Origin of the sequence: Actinoplanes aureus, assembly GCF_015704865.1 — a bacterium.
In the GTDB taxonomy this organism is placed as follows: Bacteria; Actinomycetota; Actinomycetes; order Mycobacteriales; family Micromonosporaceae; genus Actinoplanes; species Actinoplanes aureus.
Genome location: NZ_JADQTO010000024.1, coordinates 58,759 through 76,813, shown reverse-complemented (window position 1 = coordinate 76,813; position 18,055 = coordinate 58,759). Strand labels below are relative to the sequence as shown.

Sequence of the window (18,055 nt, the reverse complement as noted above, 5' to 3'; positions counted from 1 at the left end):
GCACGAGTGACCCTGACCTACGCCGGAGCCGTTCATCTGCCCACGCGGTGCCTCGTCATTCCGATCGCGCGTCACGACGGCACCTCTTGCAGGCCGCCCGACGGATGGGCGACCAGGATCGCCGTGTCGCCGGGCGTCCAGCGCAGGACGGAGCCCCGGTCCGGGGAGGTATGCAACGGCAGCTGACCGGCGAGCGTGCCGGAACGGACGTCCCACAAGTGGATCGCGTCCGCGTGCACGGTCGCCAGCAGACCGCCGGAGGACATGCACGATTCGCCGATCACGGCCGGGATGGTGATCGCGTCGTGCAGCGGTGCACGCGCGGCGATGTCGAGGACACGCAGCGCCGATGTCTTTCCGTGGTCGTCCACGGAGACTGCCAGCGCGTGGTCCGGGGTGAGGTAGACCTGCGAGCGGCTAGCGGGATAGACGTACCCTCCGATGTCCTTGAATCCCTTGATCTCGTACGTCTGGAATCCGGTCGCCCAGCCCAGGTCGAACGTCGCGGAACCCGGCGTGTACGCGATCGACCCGATGACGTACGGCGCCTTGGCCCGCGCACGGACCTCCAGCGTCAGCGCGTCGAGCCGGTAGAGCACGCCGTTGCGGTATCCCTTCGAGCAGGCGACCAGCACCTCGCCCCGGTCGGCCAGCGACGCTACGCCCACCACCGTGCCGTCCAACTGCTCGCTTCGGGCCGCCGGCGTCGGATCATCGAGCGTGAACCGCAGCAGGTGCTCGCCGTCACCGACGAACAGCGTGTCGCCGTCGAGCGAGACGCCATGGTGGAGACGGAATCCCGGTACGTCGACCATCGCCGTGAACAGCGGCGACGGCCGGCCACGCGCCCAGACGCAGACGCGGTTGTCCTGGCCGGTCGTGGCGAACCGGTCGCCGTCGAACGAAACGGCGATGACGGACCGGGAATGACCGTCGCCCAACTCGGGGATGCCGGTCGCGCCGGGCCGGAACAGCATCGGGCGGGAGTCGAGGCCGCTTCCGACGATCGTCTCGCCGACGGCGGACAACGAGTTCGCGAATCCCCGGTGCGTCCAGGTGTGCCGCACCGCCCCGGTCGTCGGGTCGAGCTCACGGCAGTCGTGGAATCGGGCGGATATGACACGGTCGCCATGGACCAGGGCCGGACCGTACGAATCGGTCTGCCAGCCGACGGTGCCAGTCGCCGGATCGATCGCGACGGTCGCCGCCTCCCGGGCGTAGGCGATCAGCCGACCGGACGGGGTGATCCCGGCCAGCGACGCGCTTCCCGTCGGCGACACCCACAGGCTCGTTGCCTTCGGCTTCTTCGCGCTCGGCGTCCAGCCGAGCACGCGCGGCCCGGCCGCCGCCGCAACCACGTCGTGTGCCGCGGAGACAGCCACCGCGGTGACCGGCGCGCGAGGCCCGGTCAGGGTGTGCCGAACCGTTCCGGTCGCCGCGTCCACGACCAGCACGTTTCCCACGCGGCCCTGGTCCGTGCCGACCGCGACGAGCGTCCCATCAGGCGAAACGGAAAGGCACGTCGCTTCGGTGGGCAGGTCGATCCGCTGCGTGGTGCCGTCCACGATCAGGGCCAAGGCGTACGGTTCGGCGGTAAGCGCCGCGATCGTCCCGCCACCCATCGCAAGCTGGTACACCCGGCCACCGGCGTCGATCTCCTCCCGCGGCGTCAGCTCCGGCAGCGTCAGCAGCGCGACCGTGTCCGGCCTTTCCTCGTACGCCACGGCCACGACATCCCCGCGGGTGGTCACTGCCTTGACCTGAGGCCCTGTCGTCACCACACCCGTGCCCAAGTCGATCGCATCGACGCGCCCCGAGTCGATCGCCAGGAGCGTCCGCCCGTCATCCGCGCCGAGGAATCGCACCGACCAGTTCTCCGCCCGGAATGCGGCCGAGCCGTATTCGATGATGCCGTCCCCTTCGGTCATTGATAGATCAAAACACCCGGCCTCCGGCCGAGGACCAGCGGTACGCGGAACGCCCTCGCCGTCGTGCGAGAACAACGGCTACCCGGCGGTGATGCGTTCCTGGGCCGGTTGCTCGAGCAGAATCTGGTACCAGAAGGACATGTCCTTGACGCGGAACGCGTCCTGTCCTTCCGGATGACGGCCGATTCCGAATCCGTCGCGGATCTGCAGCCACGAACCCCGGTACAGGCCGATGCTGTTGCTCGTCGCCTGTGCAACGACCTTGAAGGCGAGGTCTCCGAGCATCGTCGCGGCGTGCAATGCCGGCCCCACCAGGCCGGCTGTGGCACCCAGCGTCAGTGCCGTGATGCTGTCGATCGCCTGGCCGAGCTGCGGCGCGCCGGCCGCGGCGCTGAGCAGGTCTCCGAGATCCTTGCTGTCGGCCCGGTCACGGGAGGCGGCCAGGAAGACGTCGAGGAAGTAGCGCGGCTCGCCCAGGTAGGCCAGCATGCCGCCCTCGTCGATAGCCAGTCGTTCGCCGTCGCGGACATCGTGGAACCGGAAGGTGCGGGGGTGATAGATGCTTCCGCGGGCGCTCGAGCCGCCCTGGACGACCAGGACATCGAGACGGATGTCGGCGCCGCCGAAGAGCTTGCGGCAGTCGTGGATGGTCACGTCGTGGATGGTGAGTGCGACTCGGGGAGCTCGCAGCCCGCCGCGGGTCACGTACTGGTCGTGTCCGGCCGCGCGCTCGATCTCGAGCAGGTCTTCGGAGTCCGGCGGCCGGATGTCGTCGACGAGCCAGTGATCAGTGGTCATCGGAGCTCCTGTCTCGCGGCCGCCGCGCTTGGCCGATACGGCTCCAGGTCAACGGCATCGGATGGTTCGGAAGCTTGCAGTGTCCGTCGCCGAGGACGAAAAAGGAGCCCCACAGGGCGGGGTCCGGCGGAAGTCGTACGCCGTCCTCAATCAAGCCCGGACCGAGGACTTGATCGCGTGTGGCGGCACTCGCGGCCTGCAAGGCCTGCGCAACGCTTGCTTCCCGGGTGGTCAGCGCGCGGTAGAAGGCGTCGGCGAGCAACCCGGTCGCTGCATCGGACACCTTGGTCAGACTGAGCACGACCGCCTGAGCACCCGCCCGCAGGAAGGCGTCGCCGAGGCCGAGGATCCCGTCGGACGTGACCCGGCCCTGGCCGGTGTCGCATGCGGCCAGGAAGACGATCGTGTCGTCGAGCCGCAGCTGCTCGATGTCGGCAGGTGTCACCGTGCCCGCGGAGCCCGCGGCAGGCGTGAAGTACAGGACCGAGTCGACGGCCGGTTCTCTCAGCACGGCGTGCGTCGCCAGATGAAGCAGCGATGCGCCGGCCGTCTCGGTGCGGAACGAGCGGTCCGTCGCATCCCCGCCAACCCGGGTGATCACGTCCACCATCCCTGTCACCTGTTTCACCCATCGGCTCACCGTGTTCGCCTCGAGCCGAGCCTGTGGCAGCGCGACGAGGCCACGGGCGCGATCCCGGGGTTTCAGATCGGGGTCTGCGGCCACGTAGGCCCGCAGTGTCCCGCCGGAGAACAGATGTGATCGTTCGCGCAGCGCCGCGAGGATCGACACCGACGGCGCGAGGGCGATCGCGAAGTCGTCGGACAGCGGTCGGCCGTCGGCGTCCGGAAGCAGACCCCACGGGATGAGGGTGAGCTCCCGGTACGGCACGACAGTCAACTGGAATCCCGGTTGCAGCAAGTGCTCGACCGGCGTGATGAGGGCACGCCGAAGCTCGCGGAGTGCTCCGTCAAGATCGTCAGTCGGCTCGGGCCTCGCTCCGGCGGCCCCGCGCAGGGTGCCGTGAATGTGCATCTGTCGTTGGGCGGCATAGCAGAGGCGCGACAGTTCGGCGGCTCGCACGGGTGATTCCACGACCGAGCTGTCGAAGCCGTTCGTCAGCACCATCAACGCGACTCTGCCGCCGATCGGCTGCACCACCAGGACGTTGTCGAAGGTGGTCATCGTCATGGCTCTCACACCGTCGCCATCGATCGGCTCGGTGGCCGGGTGCAGCATGCTGTCGACCGCGATCGCAGCTCCGACCCTGGTTGTCAGATACCGCAGCCGCTCCAGCGGGGGATCGGGCCAATCCTGGTCGTCGACGAGGTCGATGCCGAAGTCGGCCGAGCTGTCGTCGAGGGCCAGCTGTTCCAGCGTGCCGCGCCCCTTGGCCCGGTCCGCCAGGCTGATCGCGCCCGGTACATCGTCGTGATCCAGCGCGAATCCGGCGCCGCGGAGGTAGACCTCTTCGATCAGCAGCGAATCGGCATGCTGGAGGCGATCCTCGCCGACCCTGTTGCGCAGCCGGAGTGCGTCCGCGACTCGGATGGCGCCGTCGGCGATCTGCTCCGCCACCGCGGCGTTCAGCCGTTCCTGTCGCGTGGCGGCAACAGCGGCGCCAGCAGCAAGGTGCAGGAATCTCATCACCATCGGATGGATCACCCCGCACGCGGCGGCGTCGCTTGCGTGCCGGCCCAGGAGCTCCAGCGCCTCGGTCGCTCCACCGCTACGCTGCACCTCTTCGGCCTCGATCTCGACGAGTTCGGCCCGGCCCAGCCGGGCGAGCCGGTCCGGCAGTTCGCCCGGCTGAGCCGGATGTCGGCGAAGTCCGGCTGCAGGGAGCACAACCCGTCGAACCGGCCCGGACGTCACGTCGCGTACGACTGTCAATAGCTCCTTCACCTGCACCATGAGCTCTTCCACCCGCTCATCGGAGCCGAGCGCGGAATACAGGCGGGCTCCCTTGTCGAACAGCGCCGACGCGCTGTGCAGCGAAGGCAGGGCGTCGCTTGCCGCCAGCAGATACTCCGCCGCGCGAAGGTGCGGAAGCGGCATATCCGCGATGACAATCTCGGCGTTGGCAACCTGGTCGAGCAGGTCCAGGGAGGCCAGATTCAGCCGCGACGTCTGCCGGCGCCGGTCGTCACGGCCGGCGGCACCCTCGTATCGGGCAAGGCTGTGGCTGAGGCGGGCGAGCATGTCGAGCAGGAGACTGCCCCTGCGCGCGTCAGCCGAGACCGTCGGCTCCGGACGGACCGCGTAGACGTCCCGGTACCGCACGGCCAGGTCGGCAACGAGACCGGGCAGGCCCGTCGCTGCCATGAGCACGAGCTGGACGGCCGACTCCCCGTTGTCGAGGCCCTCGGCCGGACTCTTCTCGAATGCGTCGGCGAGCCCCGCGAGCAGCGTCGCGGCCAGCTGTAAGAGGCCCTGCGTATGTGCGTCGAGGCCGTCGGCCGGCAGCCGGTACGGGCGCAGGGCCTCGGTCAGCGCGGCATCGACGCGGTCTCGGATCCGGCCGATGAACGTCGCCTCGGAAGGTGTCAAGGTGATCGAAGATCGAGGGTCGAGGCCCCGTTCCGCGGCGTCGCGGGCCAGCCGGAGCTCGGTGGGTCCGGTTGCCTCCGCCTCACAGGCGAGGATCAGACGGAGCAGCTCGTAACCCTGCACGTGTCCCGAGCAATACACCTCTTGGAACCGGTGACGAGCTGCCTGGGCAGGGGTGGCATGAAGCGCGCCGTGCACCCAGCCATCTGGGGCAGCCGGGTAGGGCACCTGGACGGTCGACAGGATTTCGCGTAGATCGGCGGCCGACGCCCGTAGGCTCTGCGTGCCGCCGGACAGCGTGACGACCATGTCGAGATCCCCGCCCCGGACGACAGCGAGCTGTTCCACGTCGTCGATGGCCGTCCACGACGTTGTCCAGGCGGATTTGTCATCGCGCCGCAAGGTGAAGTTGCCGACTGAGTCCCGCCATGGGGGAGGCAGGTTTTCCGCCACGGCGCTGAGCCATTCCCGGGCCGAGGCGGTGTCGGGCGCCTGCCGGGGTTGAAGCGCGAGGACGGCGCGCCGGCCTGGGCAGGTCCAGCTTTCCAGTTCCGCGTGCCCGATGAACGACGCGGCGTCAATCGGCAAGTAGCCGAACGGGATCCGGAATCGCATCAGCCCGAACGGATCGCGATAGCGCATCGAGACTCCAAAGTGCCGAACCTACGACGGAGCCGTACCGGTTCCCGAGAGGCGTTCCAGCTCCTGTGCGCAGCGGTACGCGTCCTCCAACCGGCCGCATTCCATGAAGATGACGCCCTCGTTACGCAGGACGGCCGTCAGGCCCTTCAAACCCTCGGTACGGTCGACGGCGACCAGTTCCCGGCACAGTTTCTCGGCCTCCTGAAGCAGATCTAGCGCCTCGCCCGCCCTCTCCTGGGCGTACAGCACCGAGGCCAGCCCGTTGAGGGCGGGTCCGAGGGCTGCGGCACGCTGTGCTATCGGGGCCGTCGGTGGTATTCGCTCACCGGCCGCGACGGCGGCCCGACCGAAGCTCTCCGCCGCGCGCAGCCGGCCGAGGGACATCAAACCGCCGGCTTGCTGGACCCATGAGCCGGCGACGTGAGGCATGACCTCGAGCGCCGGCAGCGTGGTAAGGCGGCAGAGGAGGCCGGTTGCTTCGTCGAAGTAGGCGTCCGACTCGGACGCGTGGCCGGTTTCGGCAGCGAAATGAACGCCCTGATGAAGCGAGCCCACCAGCCGTATCGTCTCGGGGCGGTCGGGTCCGATCGCGACGCGCCTGACGGCGATGGCCTCGCGGACGACCTCCAGCGCGTCGCCGGTGCGGCCGAGGTCGGCCAGCATGTCCGCCAGGTCCTGCAGCGCGTCCCCCAGGTTCAGCTGCTGCGCGGGATCCGATCGGGCGGCCTCGCGGTAGAACTCCACCAGCTCTTGCTGGGTGGCCAACTGGCTGGTCACGGCGAACACCCCGGCCCGGGGGCGCGGATCGGCTGCATGCCGCCGATCGTCCCACCGCGTCAGCAGCGACCGATCCTACTGTCGGACACCCGATCGGGTGAACACCATTTGAGAAAACTGATTTATCGGTAAACCAGGAGCAGGCGCGCGGCCGGACTCAGCGCACGGATGCCGGCGGCGGGCCGACCGACCCGCGCTCGACCAGCGAGACGCCCAGCACCCGCCGCTCGGAGCGCACCGCGGGCCATTGCGCGAGCTGGGCCAGCAGGACCTCCACAGCCGCCCGAGCCTTGCCCGGGATGTCCTGGTGCAGGGTGGTGATCTCGGGAGTGACGTGCCGGGCGACCTCCAGGTCGTCGAACCCGATGATCGACATCTCGTCCGGCACCGGGCACCCCGCCCGGGCGAAGCCCTTGAGCAGGCCCGCGGCGATGATGTCCGCGGTGGCGAAGACCGCCGTGGGCCGCTGCGGTGCCGCCAGTACCTGCTGCGCCACGGCAACCGCCGCGTCGAAGCTCGCGTTGCACCGCACCACGTGCTCCGGCCGCAGCTCGAGGCCGGCCTCCGCCAGTGCCTGTACGAAACCGGCGTGCCGCTCACGGACCACGCCGGGCTCGTCGAACCTCGGCCCGACGAAGCCGATCCGCCGGTGCCCGGCCTCGATCAGGCGGCGGCCGGCCAGGTGCCCGCCGAGCCGGTCCTCGATGCCGACGTTGCTGATGTGCGGCGAGGTCCCGTGGTTGTCGATGAACACCATCGGGGCGTCGTAGGCCGCCTGCAGCGCGGCGACCTCGTCCGCCCGCGTGCCCAGGAAGATCGCCCCGTCGACGTTCCAGGAGCGCAGGCTGTCGGCCGTGGACTCCACGCTGGTCACCGAGTGCGCCATCAGGTAGAGGCCGGCCTTGGTGACATGCGACTCGACCACGCCGAGGAACACCGAGTCGTGCGGGTTCATCAGGGACTCGACCCCGCCGGAGTCGCAGCCGGGAAAGGCCAGGGCGACGATGTTCGACCGTCGTGCGCTCAGCGATCGGGCCGTGGCGTTGGGCACGTAACCGAGCCGGCCGACGACCTCCATGACCCGGGCGATGGTGGCGGGGGAGACCCGGTCCCGGCGCCCGTTGAGCACGTTGGAGACCGTCATCTTCGAGACCCCGGCCTCGCGGGCGACGTCCTGCAGCGTCGGCATCTCTGGTCCTCTCCGCGCCCTGGTGGCGCTCACCCAGACATCGAACCATCTTGACGTCCGCCGGTCGCCGGGGCTAGGTTGCCCGAGTATACCGGTAAACCTGTTTCGCATTCGAATGACCTTCGGGCATTCCTTGGGCCGTTGATCCCGCCTTCCAGCAGCAGCTGTCGAGGGCGATGACTCAATTCCTGCGGAGGTTCCATGAAAACCACGCGCACACTGGCCGCTGTCCTGACAACCGCCGTCCTGATGCTGACGGCATGCTCCGGTGAGTCCTCCGACGACGGTGACGGGGTGAAGGACACCACGGCGGCCAAAGGCCTGCCGATCGTCGGCGAGAATCTGAAGTACGACCCGAACACGCTGGTCAACGACGGGAATCCGATCCATCTTGACTGGTGGGCCTGGGGCAACATCCCGCAGATGCAGGCGTTCGCCGACGCGTACCAGAAGATCCACCCGAACGTTGACATCACCGTCGTCAACCAGCCGTGGGAGGACTACTGGACGAAACTGCCGCTGCAATTACAGGGCAGCAAAGGGCCCGCAATCTTCAACGTTCACAACAGCGAGCACGACAACATCATCAAATACATGGCACCGTACGACGTCCCGCTCGACCAGCTGACGGCGGACTACATCAACGTCCAGCCGCACGTGATCGACGGCAAGGTCTACTACATCGACCTGGGGCTGATGAGCGGGGCCATCTACTACAACAAGGACATGTGGGCCAAGGCGGGCCTGACCGACGCCGACATCCCGGAAACCTGGGACCAGTTCCGCGAGGTGGCCAAGAAGCTCACCGTGCGCGACGGTTCGAAGCTCAAGCAGGCCGGGTTCAACTTCAACGCCTCGTTCAGCGCCTTCCAGTCCGGCATGGCCTACCAGCTGGGGCAGAACATGTTCGCCGCCGACGGCAAGACGCCGACCGTCGACAACCCCGCGAACCTGCAGGTCATCCAGCGCTTCCTGCAGATGTACGCGGACGGAAGCGGTTCGAAGGACTTCGGCACCGAGGCCACCACCAGCTTCGGGCAGGGTCAGACCGCCATGGTCTACGCCTGGGGCTGGTACGAGGGCACACTGCGCAACGACTTCCCGAAGATCAAGTTCGGGGTCTTCCGCACCCCGGTACCCACCGCCGGCACGACGCCGTACGCCTTCGATCGGTACAACGGCGAGTCGACCCTGGGGATCAACAAGAACGCACCGGCCGACCAGCAGGCGGCCGCCCAGGACTTCCTGAAGTTCTACCTCACCGACAAGACCAACATGAAAGCGCTCAACCTGAGTTACGGCGTCTTCCCGGCGTACAAGCCGCTCGCCGACGACCCCGACATCAAGGCCGACCCCGCGCTGCAGGCCTACGGCGACATCGAGCGCTACATCTGGCCGGGCACCATCCCGTCCACCTTCGAGGACAACTTCACGAAGATGTGGCAGGACATCCTCTACAACAAGGTCGATCCGGCCAAGGCGCTCGCCGCGGCGCAGCAGAAGATCACCACCGATCTGGCGGGCAAGAACTTCCAGTCCGCCGAGCAGTCGTACGCCGCGTACGCGCCCTCGAACTGAGGCCGGTCCCCCGAGAGGAGGTGGCCGGACGGCCGGCCGCGCCCCGCGCGGCCCCGTCCGGCCCGGGCCTGATGACCACCACCGAAACCACGCCCGCTGTGGCGCCGCCGGTCGCTGCGCCGGGACGCCGCCGGAGCACCTCGACCGCACGCGGGGAGCGCCCGCTGCGCCTGGTCGTCGTCACGACGATCATCGTGGCGATCCTCACCCTGGTGGCCTGGCCGATCGTGGCCGCGCTGCTGGGCAGCCTGCACGACTGGAACCCGCTCAACGACACCTACCGGTGGGTCGGCCTGGCGAACTACCGGCGGCTGTTCGCTGATCCGGTGTTCTGGACCTCGTCGGTCAACACCGTCGTCTTCATGACCGGCGCGATCATCGGCCGGGTCGTCCTCGGGATGGCCCTCGCCTACGCCGTGTACTCGCGGCTGACCCGTACCAAAACCCTGTTTCGCACCCTGTTCTACCTGCCCACCGTGACCCCGCTGGTTGCTGTGGCGTACGTCTGGCGGCTGATGTACAACCCGCAGTTCGGCGCGGTGAACTCGTTCCTCGGACTCGACGTCAACTGGCTCTACGACAGCCGGTTCGCCCTGCCCGCCGTCATGGTGATGACCATCTGGAAGGACTTCGGGTTCGCGGTCATCCTCTACCTCGCCGGGCTGTACGCCCTGCCCGCGGACGTGCTGGAGGCGGCCGACGTGGACGGCGCCGGCGCCTGGGCACGGTTTCGCCAGGTGATCTGGCCGATGCTGCGCCCGACGACCCTGTTCGTCGTGGTGACGTCGATCATCGGGTACCTGCAGGCGTTCGTTCAGGTCTTCGTCCTGACGGCCGGCGGTCCGGGCGATGCGACAAGCCTGATCTCGTACCTGATCTATCAGCAGGCATTCGAGAACTACAACTTCGGGTACGCCTCGGCGGCCGCGTTCGTGCTGTTCATCGGCACCGCGGTGCTGACCATGCTGTGGTACCGGGCGCAGACCGGCCCGTTACGCGGAAAGGCACACTGATGCGTCTCAGGATCACCGCCATCTGCCTGAACGTGGGACTGCTTGTCATCGCAGCCGTCACGATCTTCCCGTTCGTGTGGATGCTGTTGTCGAGCTTCAAGCACGCCGACGAGATCGCCGCGGTCGACCAGCACCTGCTGCCGCGCGTCTGGACCCTGGCGAACTACCGGTCGATCCAGGAGCACTTCGACGTGGTGCGGCTGTTCGGCAACTCGCTGCTGCTCGCGGTGGTGATCACCGCGATCGCCGTCTACACCAGCCTGCTCGGCGGGTACGTGTTCGGAAAGTACCGCTTCCGGGGGCGCGGCCTGCTGTTCTCGGTGGTCCTGGCGACCACGATGATCCCGTGGGCGGTCGTCCTGATTCCCCGCTACACGATGTTCACCGACGCCGGACTGCAGGACAGCTACGCGTCGATCATCATTCCGGCCGCGATCAGTTCCTTCGGCATCTTCATGATGCGCCAGAGCATGGACAACGTGCCGGACGAGATCCTCGAGGCCGCCCGGATCGACGGCGCCTCCGAGCTGTACATCTTCCACCGCATCGTCGCCCCGTTGAGCGTCAACGCGATCTCGGCGCTGGCCATCTTCCAGTTCCTGTGGGTCTGGGAGGACTACCTGTGGCCGTACCTGATGATCACCACGCCGTCCAAACAGGTGCTCGCGGTTGGCCTGACCACGTTCAGCGGGCAGTACAGCACCGATTACGGCGGCCTGTTCGCGGCCACGACGGTGTCGATCATCCCGGTCGTCATCGTCTACGTGATCTTCCAGAGGCGTTTCGTGGCCGGGGCGGCCAGCGCCGCCGTCAAGGGTTGAGTCCCACCGTCGAAAGGGCAGGCGTGTCCGACGCTCAGTACTTCCGTAATTTCACGCGTGTCGACTCCGTCGAGAAGACCGCACAGGGATTGTCGGCCGAACTGCACGGCGAGCGACTGCGTGTCGATGTCGTGCGTGCCGACGTCGTGCGGTTCGCGATCAGCCGGGGCGGCGTCTTCGACGAGTATCCCTCCCACGCGGTGTGCGTGGATCCGCTGGCGGCCGCAGTGCCGTTCACGGTGGAGGAGACGACCGGGGACGACGGCCGTGTCGTGCGGTTGCGAACGTCCGGGCTGGTGGTCACGGTGGGAATGGCGCCGTTCCGGCTGGACGTGCATCGCCCCGACGGTTCCCCGGTAGCGGTCGGTGCCGACGGGGCGTACGCAATCTTGAACGACGCTTTCGTCATCCGCCGCAGGTGCCGCGGCGCCGACGCGATCTACGGTCTGGGTGAGAAGACCGGCCCGCTGAACCGGCGCGGGCGCGACTACTCGCTGTGGAACGTCGACGTCCTGGACCCGCGTGCCTCGGGCGAGTTCGCCGCCGCGCGGGCGCAGACGGATCCGCGGGCGGACCCGACGAGCACCGAGTTCGATCCGTACTACGTGTCCATCCCCTTCTTCTATCACCTGGACGCCGCGTCGGGGACGATGGCCGGCTCGTTCGTCGACAATCCCTATCGCGCCCGGTACGACTTCTCCGGTCCGGAGCAGTACTCGATCCGGTTCGACGGCGGCCAGTACGTCGAGTACGTCTTCGCCGGTCCCCGGATGCCGGACATCCTGGCCGCCTACACGTGGCTGACCGGCCGGATCGCGATCCCCCCGGTGTGGTCGCTGGGATATCAGCAGTGCCGGTGGTTCGCCTACCGCCAGGCCGACGTCGAGGCGCTGGCTCACCGGCACCGGCAGGAACAGATCCCCTGCGACGGCCTGTGGCTGGACATCGAACACATGGACGGCTATCGGGTGTTCACCTGGGATCCGCAACGGTTCCCCGACCCGGCGGCCATGTTGAGCAGGCTGGCGGACGCCGGCTATCGGTTGGTGACCATCGTGGATCCGGGCATCAAGCACGACCCCGGATACCGGGTGTTCGACGAGGCGGTGGAAGCCGACCTGCTGTGCCGCACGGAAGGCGGGGGAGTGTTCGTGGGTCAGGTGTGGCCCGGCGACACGGCGTTTCCCGACTTCACTCTGCCGGAGACCCGGACGTGGTGGGGGCAGTTGACCGCCGAGCAGGTGCGCTCGGGAGTGTCGGGAATCTGGAACGACATGAACGAGCCGGCCACCGGGGCGATCGACCCGCAAGCGATGCTGTTCGGTCGCGGCCGGCACTCGCACGCGCGGTTCCACAACCAGTACGCGCTGCTGATGGCGATGGCGACCGTGGAGGGCATGCGTACGGCGGCCCCGGACCGGCGACCGTTCGTGTTGTCGAGGGCCGGGTCTCCCGGGATCCAGCGGTATGCCGCCAACTGGATGGGCGACAACCTCTCCCGGTGGGACCACCTCGCGATGAGCATGCCGATGGCCGCCGGGCTCGGGCTGAGCGGGCAGGCGTTCGTCGGCGCCGACGTCGGTGGGTTCATGGGGGACACGAACCCCGAACTGTTCCTGCGCTGGATGCAGTACGGAGTGCTGACACCCTTCTGCCGCAACCACTCGGCGATCCAACACGTCGACCAGTACGCCTGGTCGTTCGGACCGGTGATGGCGAACCTGGTCCGCGAGGCGGTCCGGCTGCGGTACCGGTTGATTCCGTACCTGTACGCGGCGTTCGTGGAGGCGAGCCGGACGGGCGCGCCGGTGCAGCGGCCCCTGGTGTTCGACCACCAGGACGACCCGCTGGCCCGCGACGTGGACGACGAGTACCTGTTCGGCCCCGACCTGCTGGTCGCGCCGGTGCTGGCCGCCGGGATGACCGACCGGCGGGTGTACCTGCCGGCGGGCACCTGGGTCGACTGGTATGACGGGACCGTCCTGTCCGGGCCCGGGTTCGTGACCGCGGCGACACCGATGGACCGGATCCCGCTGTACGCCCGCGGCGGCGCGGTGATCCCGATGTGGCCGCACGCCCCCGAGCACGCCGACGGGTACCAGCCGCGCAGCACGGAGCTGCACGTGGTGGTGCCGGCCGGCGACGGTACGCACACCTCGGTGCTGGTCGAGGACGACGGCACCACCATCGCGGCCGAGGGCGGGGCCGTCCGGCGTACGGTCTTCACCCTGACCCGGACCGGGCGCGTAGTGACCGTGCACGCTCGTACCAGCGGGGACGGCTACCCCGAGTTCGTCCGCGAAGCATTCGTCCTGGTGATCCGCGGCGCGCACCCGCACGAGGTCCGGGTCGACGGCGTCGATCACCGGGTGACCGGCGCACGCGTGCGGTTCACCAACCACGGCGGCGACTTCGATGCGACATTCACTGTCTGATCCGGCGAATGCCACCACATCCGATCACAACAACTCTGCCAGCAGCGCACCCGCCCGCCGTGCCCCGTCCATCGGCACCGGGCGGTAATCCACCTTCCGCCCGATCTCCGCCGCGATCGCCTCGGCCAGCACCTCGGGTTCCAGATCGGCGTAGTCCATCCGCCGCCCGGCGCCGTACCTCCGCAGCCGGTGTGCGACATGGAACTGCTGCTCGAAATGGTGTCGCAACGGCACGTAGATGAACGGCCGGCCGAGCGCGGTCAGTTCCATCGTCGTGGTCAACCCGCCCTGCACGATGGCCAGGTCGGCGGTGGCCAGGCGGGCGGGCAGGTCGCTCAGGTAGCCGTGCACGGACAGGCCCGGCCGCACCTGGAACTGAGCCGGATCGAGGCGCGGGCCGGTCACGACCACCATCCGCAGCCCCGGCACGAGGTGAGCGGCGTGCGGGTACGCGTCGATGACCCGGCGTACCAGATCGCCGCCGACCCCCGAGCCGCCCACGCTCACCACACACACCTTCTCGTCCGGATCGGCCGCGGGGGAGGGGTAGGAAAGTGGGTCGAACCCGGCGACGTAGCCGGAGAACGTGTAGTTCGCCTGCGTCCAGTCGCGGATGAACGGCAGGTCGGCGCCGAACCGCTCGTCGACGATGTCGTCCGGGTCGCCGACGAACACCGCCCGGTCGCGCATCCTCGGGAACCGGGCGACATGCGCGATCATCTCGGCGTTGTGGTCCGCGGCGACGAGCGCTTCGCGCTCGCCACCGTCCGGGAACGGCAGGAAGCCGACGAAGTCCGTCATCCAGGCGTACGCGAACCGCTTGAGCTCGGGGTTCTCGAAGAGGAAGTGGTCGACGTCCCAGGCCTCGTCGCCGACGACCAGGTCGTATCGCTCGTCGCTGACCACGTCGCGGAACACCATGAAGTTGTTGACCAGGATTTCGTCCATGTCGCGCAGCGCCTGGAAGCAGTGCAGGTCGTGCTCGCCGGCCTCGCTTTCCACGTGCGCCGACTCGTTGGCCAGCCAGCGGCTCGCCGGGTGGACCCGCTCGCCGGCGTCGTGCAGCATCCGGGTCACCGGGTGCTGGGTGAGCCAGTCGACGCGTACGCCCGGGTGTTGCTCTTGAAGTTGCCGGGCGATCGCCAGATCGCGCCGTGCGTGACCGAGACCGATCGGCGAGCACAGGTAGAGCACCCGCTTGCCGCGCCGGTCCCACCGTGGCCAGGTGCGGCGCGGCTCGGGCCGGCCGAAGCGCCCGGCGAACTCGGCGATCAGCTCGTTGACCTGGACCGCGTCCCGGGCGTTCGGGATGTGCCCGGCGCCGTCGAGCACCGCGAGCGTGCCGCCGGTCAGCTCGGCCAGCCGCTCGCTGCGCGCGAGCGGGGCGAGCGCGTCCTCGGTGCCGTGGATGGCCAGCAGCGGACTCTTCACCTGGCGGCACCATTGTTCGATGGTGGCCTGGTCGGGCCGGTACGCCTGGCTCTCCGCGACGAGCACCGCGCCGCTGGTCTCCAGCGCCCACCCGACGCCGTCCTCGATCGCCTTGGTGGAGTGGCGCTCCGGGAAGCACTGGCCGAAGAAGAACCAGGCGAAGTCCTCGTAATGGTTGAGCCAGTACGCCCGGTTGTACTTCGCCCAGTGCCGTTGCGGGTCCGAACCGAGCCGGGGCACCGCCGACGGCGTCAGGTCCGGCAGCGGCGCGTCCATGTCGAGCAGGGTGGACCGGGCGGCGTTCGGCGGCAGGGCGATCGACGGGCCGATCGTGATCGTGCCGTGCACCCGATCGGGGTGCTCGGCGGCGAGCTCGAGAGCCCAGTTCACCGCCCGGGACAGCCCCACCAGGACCGCCCGGTCGGTGCCGGTCGCGTCGAGTACGGCGAGCGCGTACCCGACCTGCGCCGCCTGCGCGTACGGTTCGCTGGTCAGTGGCCGGTCCGAGCGGCCGTTGCCCGGCCCGTCGTAGACGACGACCCGGAAATGGCGGGCGAGAAAGCCGATCTGCAGCTTCCAGACCCGCTTGTGGACGATCGTCCAGGTGGGCAGCAGCAGGATGGTCGGCCCGCCGCTGCCGTACACCTCGTAATGGATTTTTACGCCGTCGTGGTCGACGAAGCCGTCACTGTCGGGCAGTCGCGCGTACATCATCCACCTCCCGCGGGCGGAGCGGTCGGTCGATCGACCGAATCAGCTGCAAGCTACCATTCGGTCGATCGACCGAACAGGGAGCGCCGTGAATCCGACACCGCTGCGCATCATCGAGGCCGCCCGCAGTTGCCTGCTCGCCGACGGCTACGCCGCGCTGTCGACCCGGCGGGTGGCCGAGGTCGCCGGCGTTCCGCTCAGCCAGATCCACTATCACTTCCGCGGGAAGCAGGGCGTCATCCTGGCGTTGCTGGATCACGAGAACCGGCAGCTGGTCGCCCGCCAGCGCGAGATGTACGGTTCGGACACCCCGCTGTGGCGGCGCTACGAGCAGGCCTGCGACTTCCTCGAGGACGACCTGGCCTCGGGGTACGTACGCGTGCTGCAGGAGATGATCGCCGCCGGCTGGGCCGACACCGAACTCGCCGCCCGGGTCCTGGCACTGTTGCAGAGCTGGTTCGACGTGCTCGGCGAGGTGGCCCGGGAGGCCGAGGAGCGGTTCGGCTCACTCGGGCCGATCCGGCCCGCGGACCTGTCCATGCTGATCGGCCTGTCCTTCCTCGGCGGCGAGGCGGTTCTCCTGCTCGGCGACGCGGGCTGGGGCGACCGGGTCCGCTCAGCGCTGCGCAGTGCGGGCGCGGTCATCCGGCGTTTCGAAGAGCCGGCCTCCGACGCCTGATGCCCCTCCCCGCGCCGAAGACCGATCCGGACGGGTGCTTCAGTGGCCGGCGAGGGGCAGGGTGACCGTCAGCGGCCAGGCCACGACGACGGAACCGGTCAGGGCGATCACCCACGGGGACACGGCGAACCGGTTGAGGAATGCGCTCCACACCGCCTGCCAGAGCATCAGGCCGACCAGCGGGAACAGCACCAGGGTCACGAAGCCGTGGGTCAGCCCGGTGACCGCGGCGGCCGCCAGGACGATCACGAAGATCGCCGCGATCAGCAGCAGATGCAGTACGACGCCACCGGCGACGCGTTCGGCGGCGTATGCCAACAGGGCGAAAGCCGCCCAGACGATCAGCAGGAGCCACCAGCGATCGCCGACCGGCCGGGCGTGCGTCAGTCCCAGGTGCACCGGTACGGCGATCGCGACTGCCGCATAGGGTACGGCCAGCAGGAGACGGGGACGGCTGATCGTGGGCCCGTGCCCGGGACGCCGGGATGCGTACGCGAGAAGCAGTGCCCCGGTGACCGCCGCATATCCGATGACGTAGCCGGCGATCGCCAGCGGTAGCGCGGTCGTGGGCAGGAACCGGGCCGTCACCGCCCCGGCCACCGCCGCCGCTGCCGTCACCGCCGCGATCCGGATCGTCGCCGCCCACGGTGGCGCCTTCGGCCTCGCGAAGAGCGGCCACGGGCTGTCGCCCGAGCCGGCGAGGCGGGCCGCGATCGGAGCGAAAGCGAGCACCAACGCCAGCACCAGCAGCGCCGCGCCGACCAGGCGCCGTCCGGGGAACGGGATCGCGCTGTCGTCGCGTGGTCCGCCGAACGCACGGTCGAGCCACGCGACCGTCTCCCGGTGGGTCTCGGGGGCGTACAGGACAGTGATGTGTTCGGTGCCGCGGACGACGTGGACGGCGCGGTCGCCGCGCTGGGCGGCGGCGCTGGTGGCGGCCGCGTGGAAGCCGGGGAACTCCAGAGCGCCCACCATGGTGAGCAGGCGGGCGGGGCCCTCGGCGGAGGCGACGGACGAGTCCGGCAGGGAGATCGCCACGGTGGCGGTCACCTCGGGGTGGGCGGCCGCGTACCGGGTGACGGCGCCGGCGCCCATCGAGTGCCCGACCAGAGCGATGCGGGCCGGGTCGACGTCCGGCAGCGAGCGCAAGTGCGCCACCGCCACGTCCAGGTCACGCTGGAGCGCCGAGGTGGAGCCGGACGAGCCCGCGGCCTCGTCCGGCAACGGTTGCGGGTTGGCGCCGTGGCCGGTCAAGTCGAGCAGGACTACCACATAGCCGCGGGCCGCCAGGGTGTCGCCGAACGAGGCCATCAGCTTCGCGGATCCGGAGAAGCCGTGCGCGACGACGACGCCCGGGTGTGGCCCGCTCGCCGGCGGATGCACCTCCTCGAGCGGGACCCCGGCGGAGGCGGCGTGCTCCCGGCGCAGGTCGTGACCGGCTCCGAGGATCAGCCAGCCGCCGCCGACCGCGAGGACGAGCAGGAGGAGCAGCGTACGTCTCACGA

At 69.1% G+C, this 18,055-nt stretch carries 12 protein-coding genes; 5 read left to right on the top strand and 7 right to left on the bottom strand.

Features of this window, described 5'->3' with window-relative positions:
• Window positions 1-71: 71 nt before the first annotated feature.
• The 5 genes from I4J89_RS36805 to I4J89_RS36785 all read right to left on the bottom strand — a co-directional run bounded on the left by I4J89_RS36805 (window position 72) and on the right by I4J89_RS36785 (window position 7,882).
• Window positions 72-2,003 carry a WD40 repeat domain-containing protein gene (locus tag I4J89_RS36805; RefSeq protein ID WP_196418795.1) on the bottom strand — a complete coding sequence of 644 codons (1,932 nt, stop codon included), beginning with the start codon at window positions 2,001-2,003 and terminating at the stop codon, window positions 72-74.
• Window positions 2,004-2,006: 3 nt separating this feature from the next.
• On the bottom strand, window positions 2,007-2,726 hold the full coding sequence (locus tag I4J89_RS36800) for a hypothetical protein (RefSeq protein WP_196418794.1): 720 nt from the start codon (window positions 2,724-2,726) through the stop codon (window positions 2,007-2,009).
• Window positions 2,716-5,916, bottom strand: coding sequence for a CHAT domain-containing protein (locus I4J89_RS36795; RefSeq protein ID WP_196418793.1), 3,201 nt, complete (start codon window positions 5,914-5,916; stop codon window positions 2,716-2,718). Before I4J89_RS36795 ends, I4J89_RS36800 begins: the two co-directional genes overlap by 11 nt.
• Window positions 5,917-5,937: 21 nt before the next feature.
• Window positions 5,938-6,693, bottom strand: coding sequence for a tetratricopeptide repeat protein (locus tag I4J89_RS36790; RefSeq protein ID WP_196418792.1), 756 nt, complete (start codon window positions 6,691-6,693; stop codon window positions 5,938-5,940).
• A gap of 157 nt (window positions 6,694-6,850) precedes the next feature.
• The gene (locus I4J89_RS36785) at window positions 6,851-7,882 is read right to left on the bottom strand and encodes a LacI family DNA-binding transcriptional regulator (RefSeq protein WP_196418791.1); all 1,032 of its coding nucleotides are present in this window, start codon (window positions 7,880-7,882) and stop codon (window positions 6,851-6,853) included.
• Window positions 7,883-8,083: 201 nt separating this feature from the next.
• On the opposite strand from I4J89_RS36785, the gene I4J89_RS36780 reads away from it, so the two are divergent.
• The 4 genes from I4J89_RS36780 to I4J89_RS36765 all read left to right on the top strand — a co-directional run bounded on the left by I4J89_RS36780 (window position 8,084) and on the right by I4J89_RS36765 (window position 13,729).
• Complete coding sequence (locus I4J89_RS36780) at window positions 8,084-9,460, top strand: ABC transporter substrate-binding protein (protein WP_196418790.1); 1,377 nt, start codon at window positions 8,084-8,086, stop codon at window positions 9,458-9,460.
• 71 nt (window positions 9,461-9,531) lie between these two features.
• Entirely contained in the window at window positions 9,532-10,473 is a 942-nt protein-coding gene (locus I4J89_RS36775; RefSeq protein WP_196418789.1) for a carbohydrate ABC transporter permease, read from the top strand.
• Window positions 10,473-11,294 (top strand): carbohydrate ABC transporter permease, encoded by an 822-nt coding sequence (locus I4J89_RS36770; protein ID WP_196418788.1) that lies wholly within the window; start codon window positions 10,473-10,475, stop codon window positions 11,292-11,294. The genes I4J89_RS36775 and I4J89_RS36770 overlap by 1 nt, the downstream gene beginning before the upstream one ends.
• A 23-nt stretch (window positions 11,295-11,317) precedes the next feature.
• A complete protein-coding gene (locus tag I4J89_RS36765; RefSeq protein ID WP_309238625.1) occupies window positions 11,318-13,729 on the top strand; it encodes a glycoside hydrolase family 31 protein in 2,412 nt (803 codons plus the stop codon).
• Between the two features lie 24 nt (window positions 13,730-13,753).
• On the opposite strand, the gene I4J89_RS36760 is transcribed toward I4J89_RS36765, so the two are convergent.
• On the bottom strand, window positions 13,754-15,874 hold the full coding sequence (locus I4J89_RS36760) for an alpha/beta hydrolase (protein WP_230860210.1): 2,121 nt from the start codon (window positions 15,872-15,874) through the stop codon (window positions 13,754-13,756).
• A gap of 85 nt (window positions 15,875-15,959) precedes the next feature.
• Between I4J89_RS36760 and I4J89_RS36755 the strand changes: the two genes are divergently transcribed.
• A complete protein-coding gene (locus I4J89_RS36755; protein WP_196418786.1) occupies window positions 15,960-16,550 on the top strand; it encodes a TetR/AcrR family transcriptional regulator in 591 nt (196 codons plus the stop codon).
• A 39-nt stretch (window positions 16,551-16,589) separates the two neighbouring features.
• Here I4J89_RS36755 and I4J89_RS36750 read toward each other — a convergent pair whose 3' ends face one another.
• Entirely contained in the window at window positions 16,590-18,053 is a 1,464-nt protein-coding gene (locus tag I4J89_RS36750) for a dienelactone hydrolase family protein (RefSeq protein WP_196418785.1), read from the bottom strand.
• Between the last annotated feature and the right edge of the window lie 2 nt (window positions 18,054-18,055).

What these genes read in the sequence shown, in the direction of transcription:
- I4J89_RS36800 (WP_196418794.1), bottom strand. Translation starts at nt 2,726, where the DNA reads ATGACCACTGATCACTGGCTCGTCGACGACATCCGGCCGCCGGACTCC.
- I4J89_RS36795 (WP_196418793.1), bottom strand. Translation starts at nt 5,916, where the DNA reads ATGCGCTATCGCGATCCGTTCGGGCTGATGCGATTCCGGATCCCGTTC.
- I4J89_RS36785 (WP_196418791.1), bottom strand. Translation starts at nt 7,882, where the DNA reads ATGCCGACGCTGCAGGACGTCGCCCGCGAGGCCGGGGTCTCGAAGATG.
- I4J89_RS36780 (WP_196418790.1), top strand. Translation starts at nt 8,084, where the DNA reads ATGAAAACCACGCGCACACTGGCCGCTGTCCTGACAACCGCCGTCCTG.
- I4J89_RS36775 (WP_196418789.1), top strand. Translation starts at nt 9,532, where the DNA reads ATGACCACCACCGAAACCACGCCCGCTGTGGCGCCGCCGGTCGCTGCG.
- I4J89_RS36770 (WP_196418788.1), top strand. Translation starts at nt 10,473, where the DNA reads ATGCGTCTCAGGATCACCGCCATCTGCCTGAACGTGGGACTGCTTGTC.
- I4J89_RS36760 (WP_230860210.1), bottom strand. Translation starts at nt 15,874, where the DNA reads ATGATGTACGCGCGACTGCCCGACAGTGACGGCTTCGTCGACCACGAC.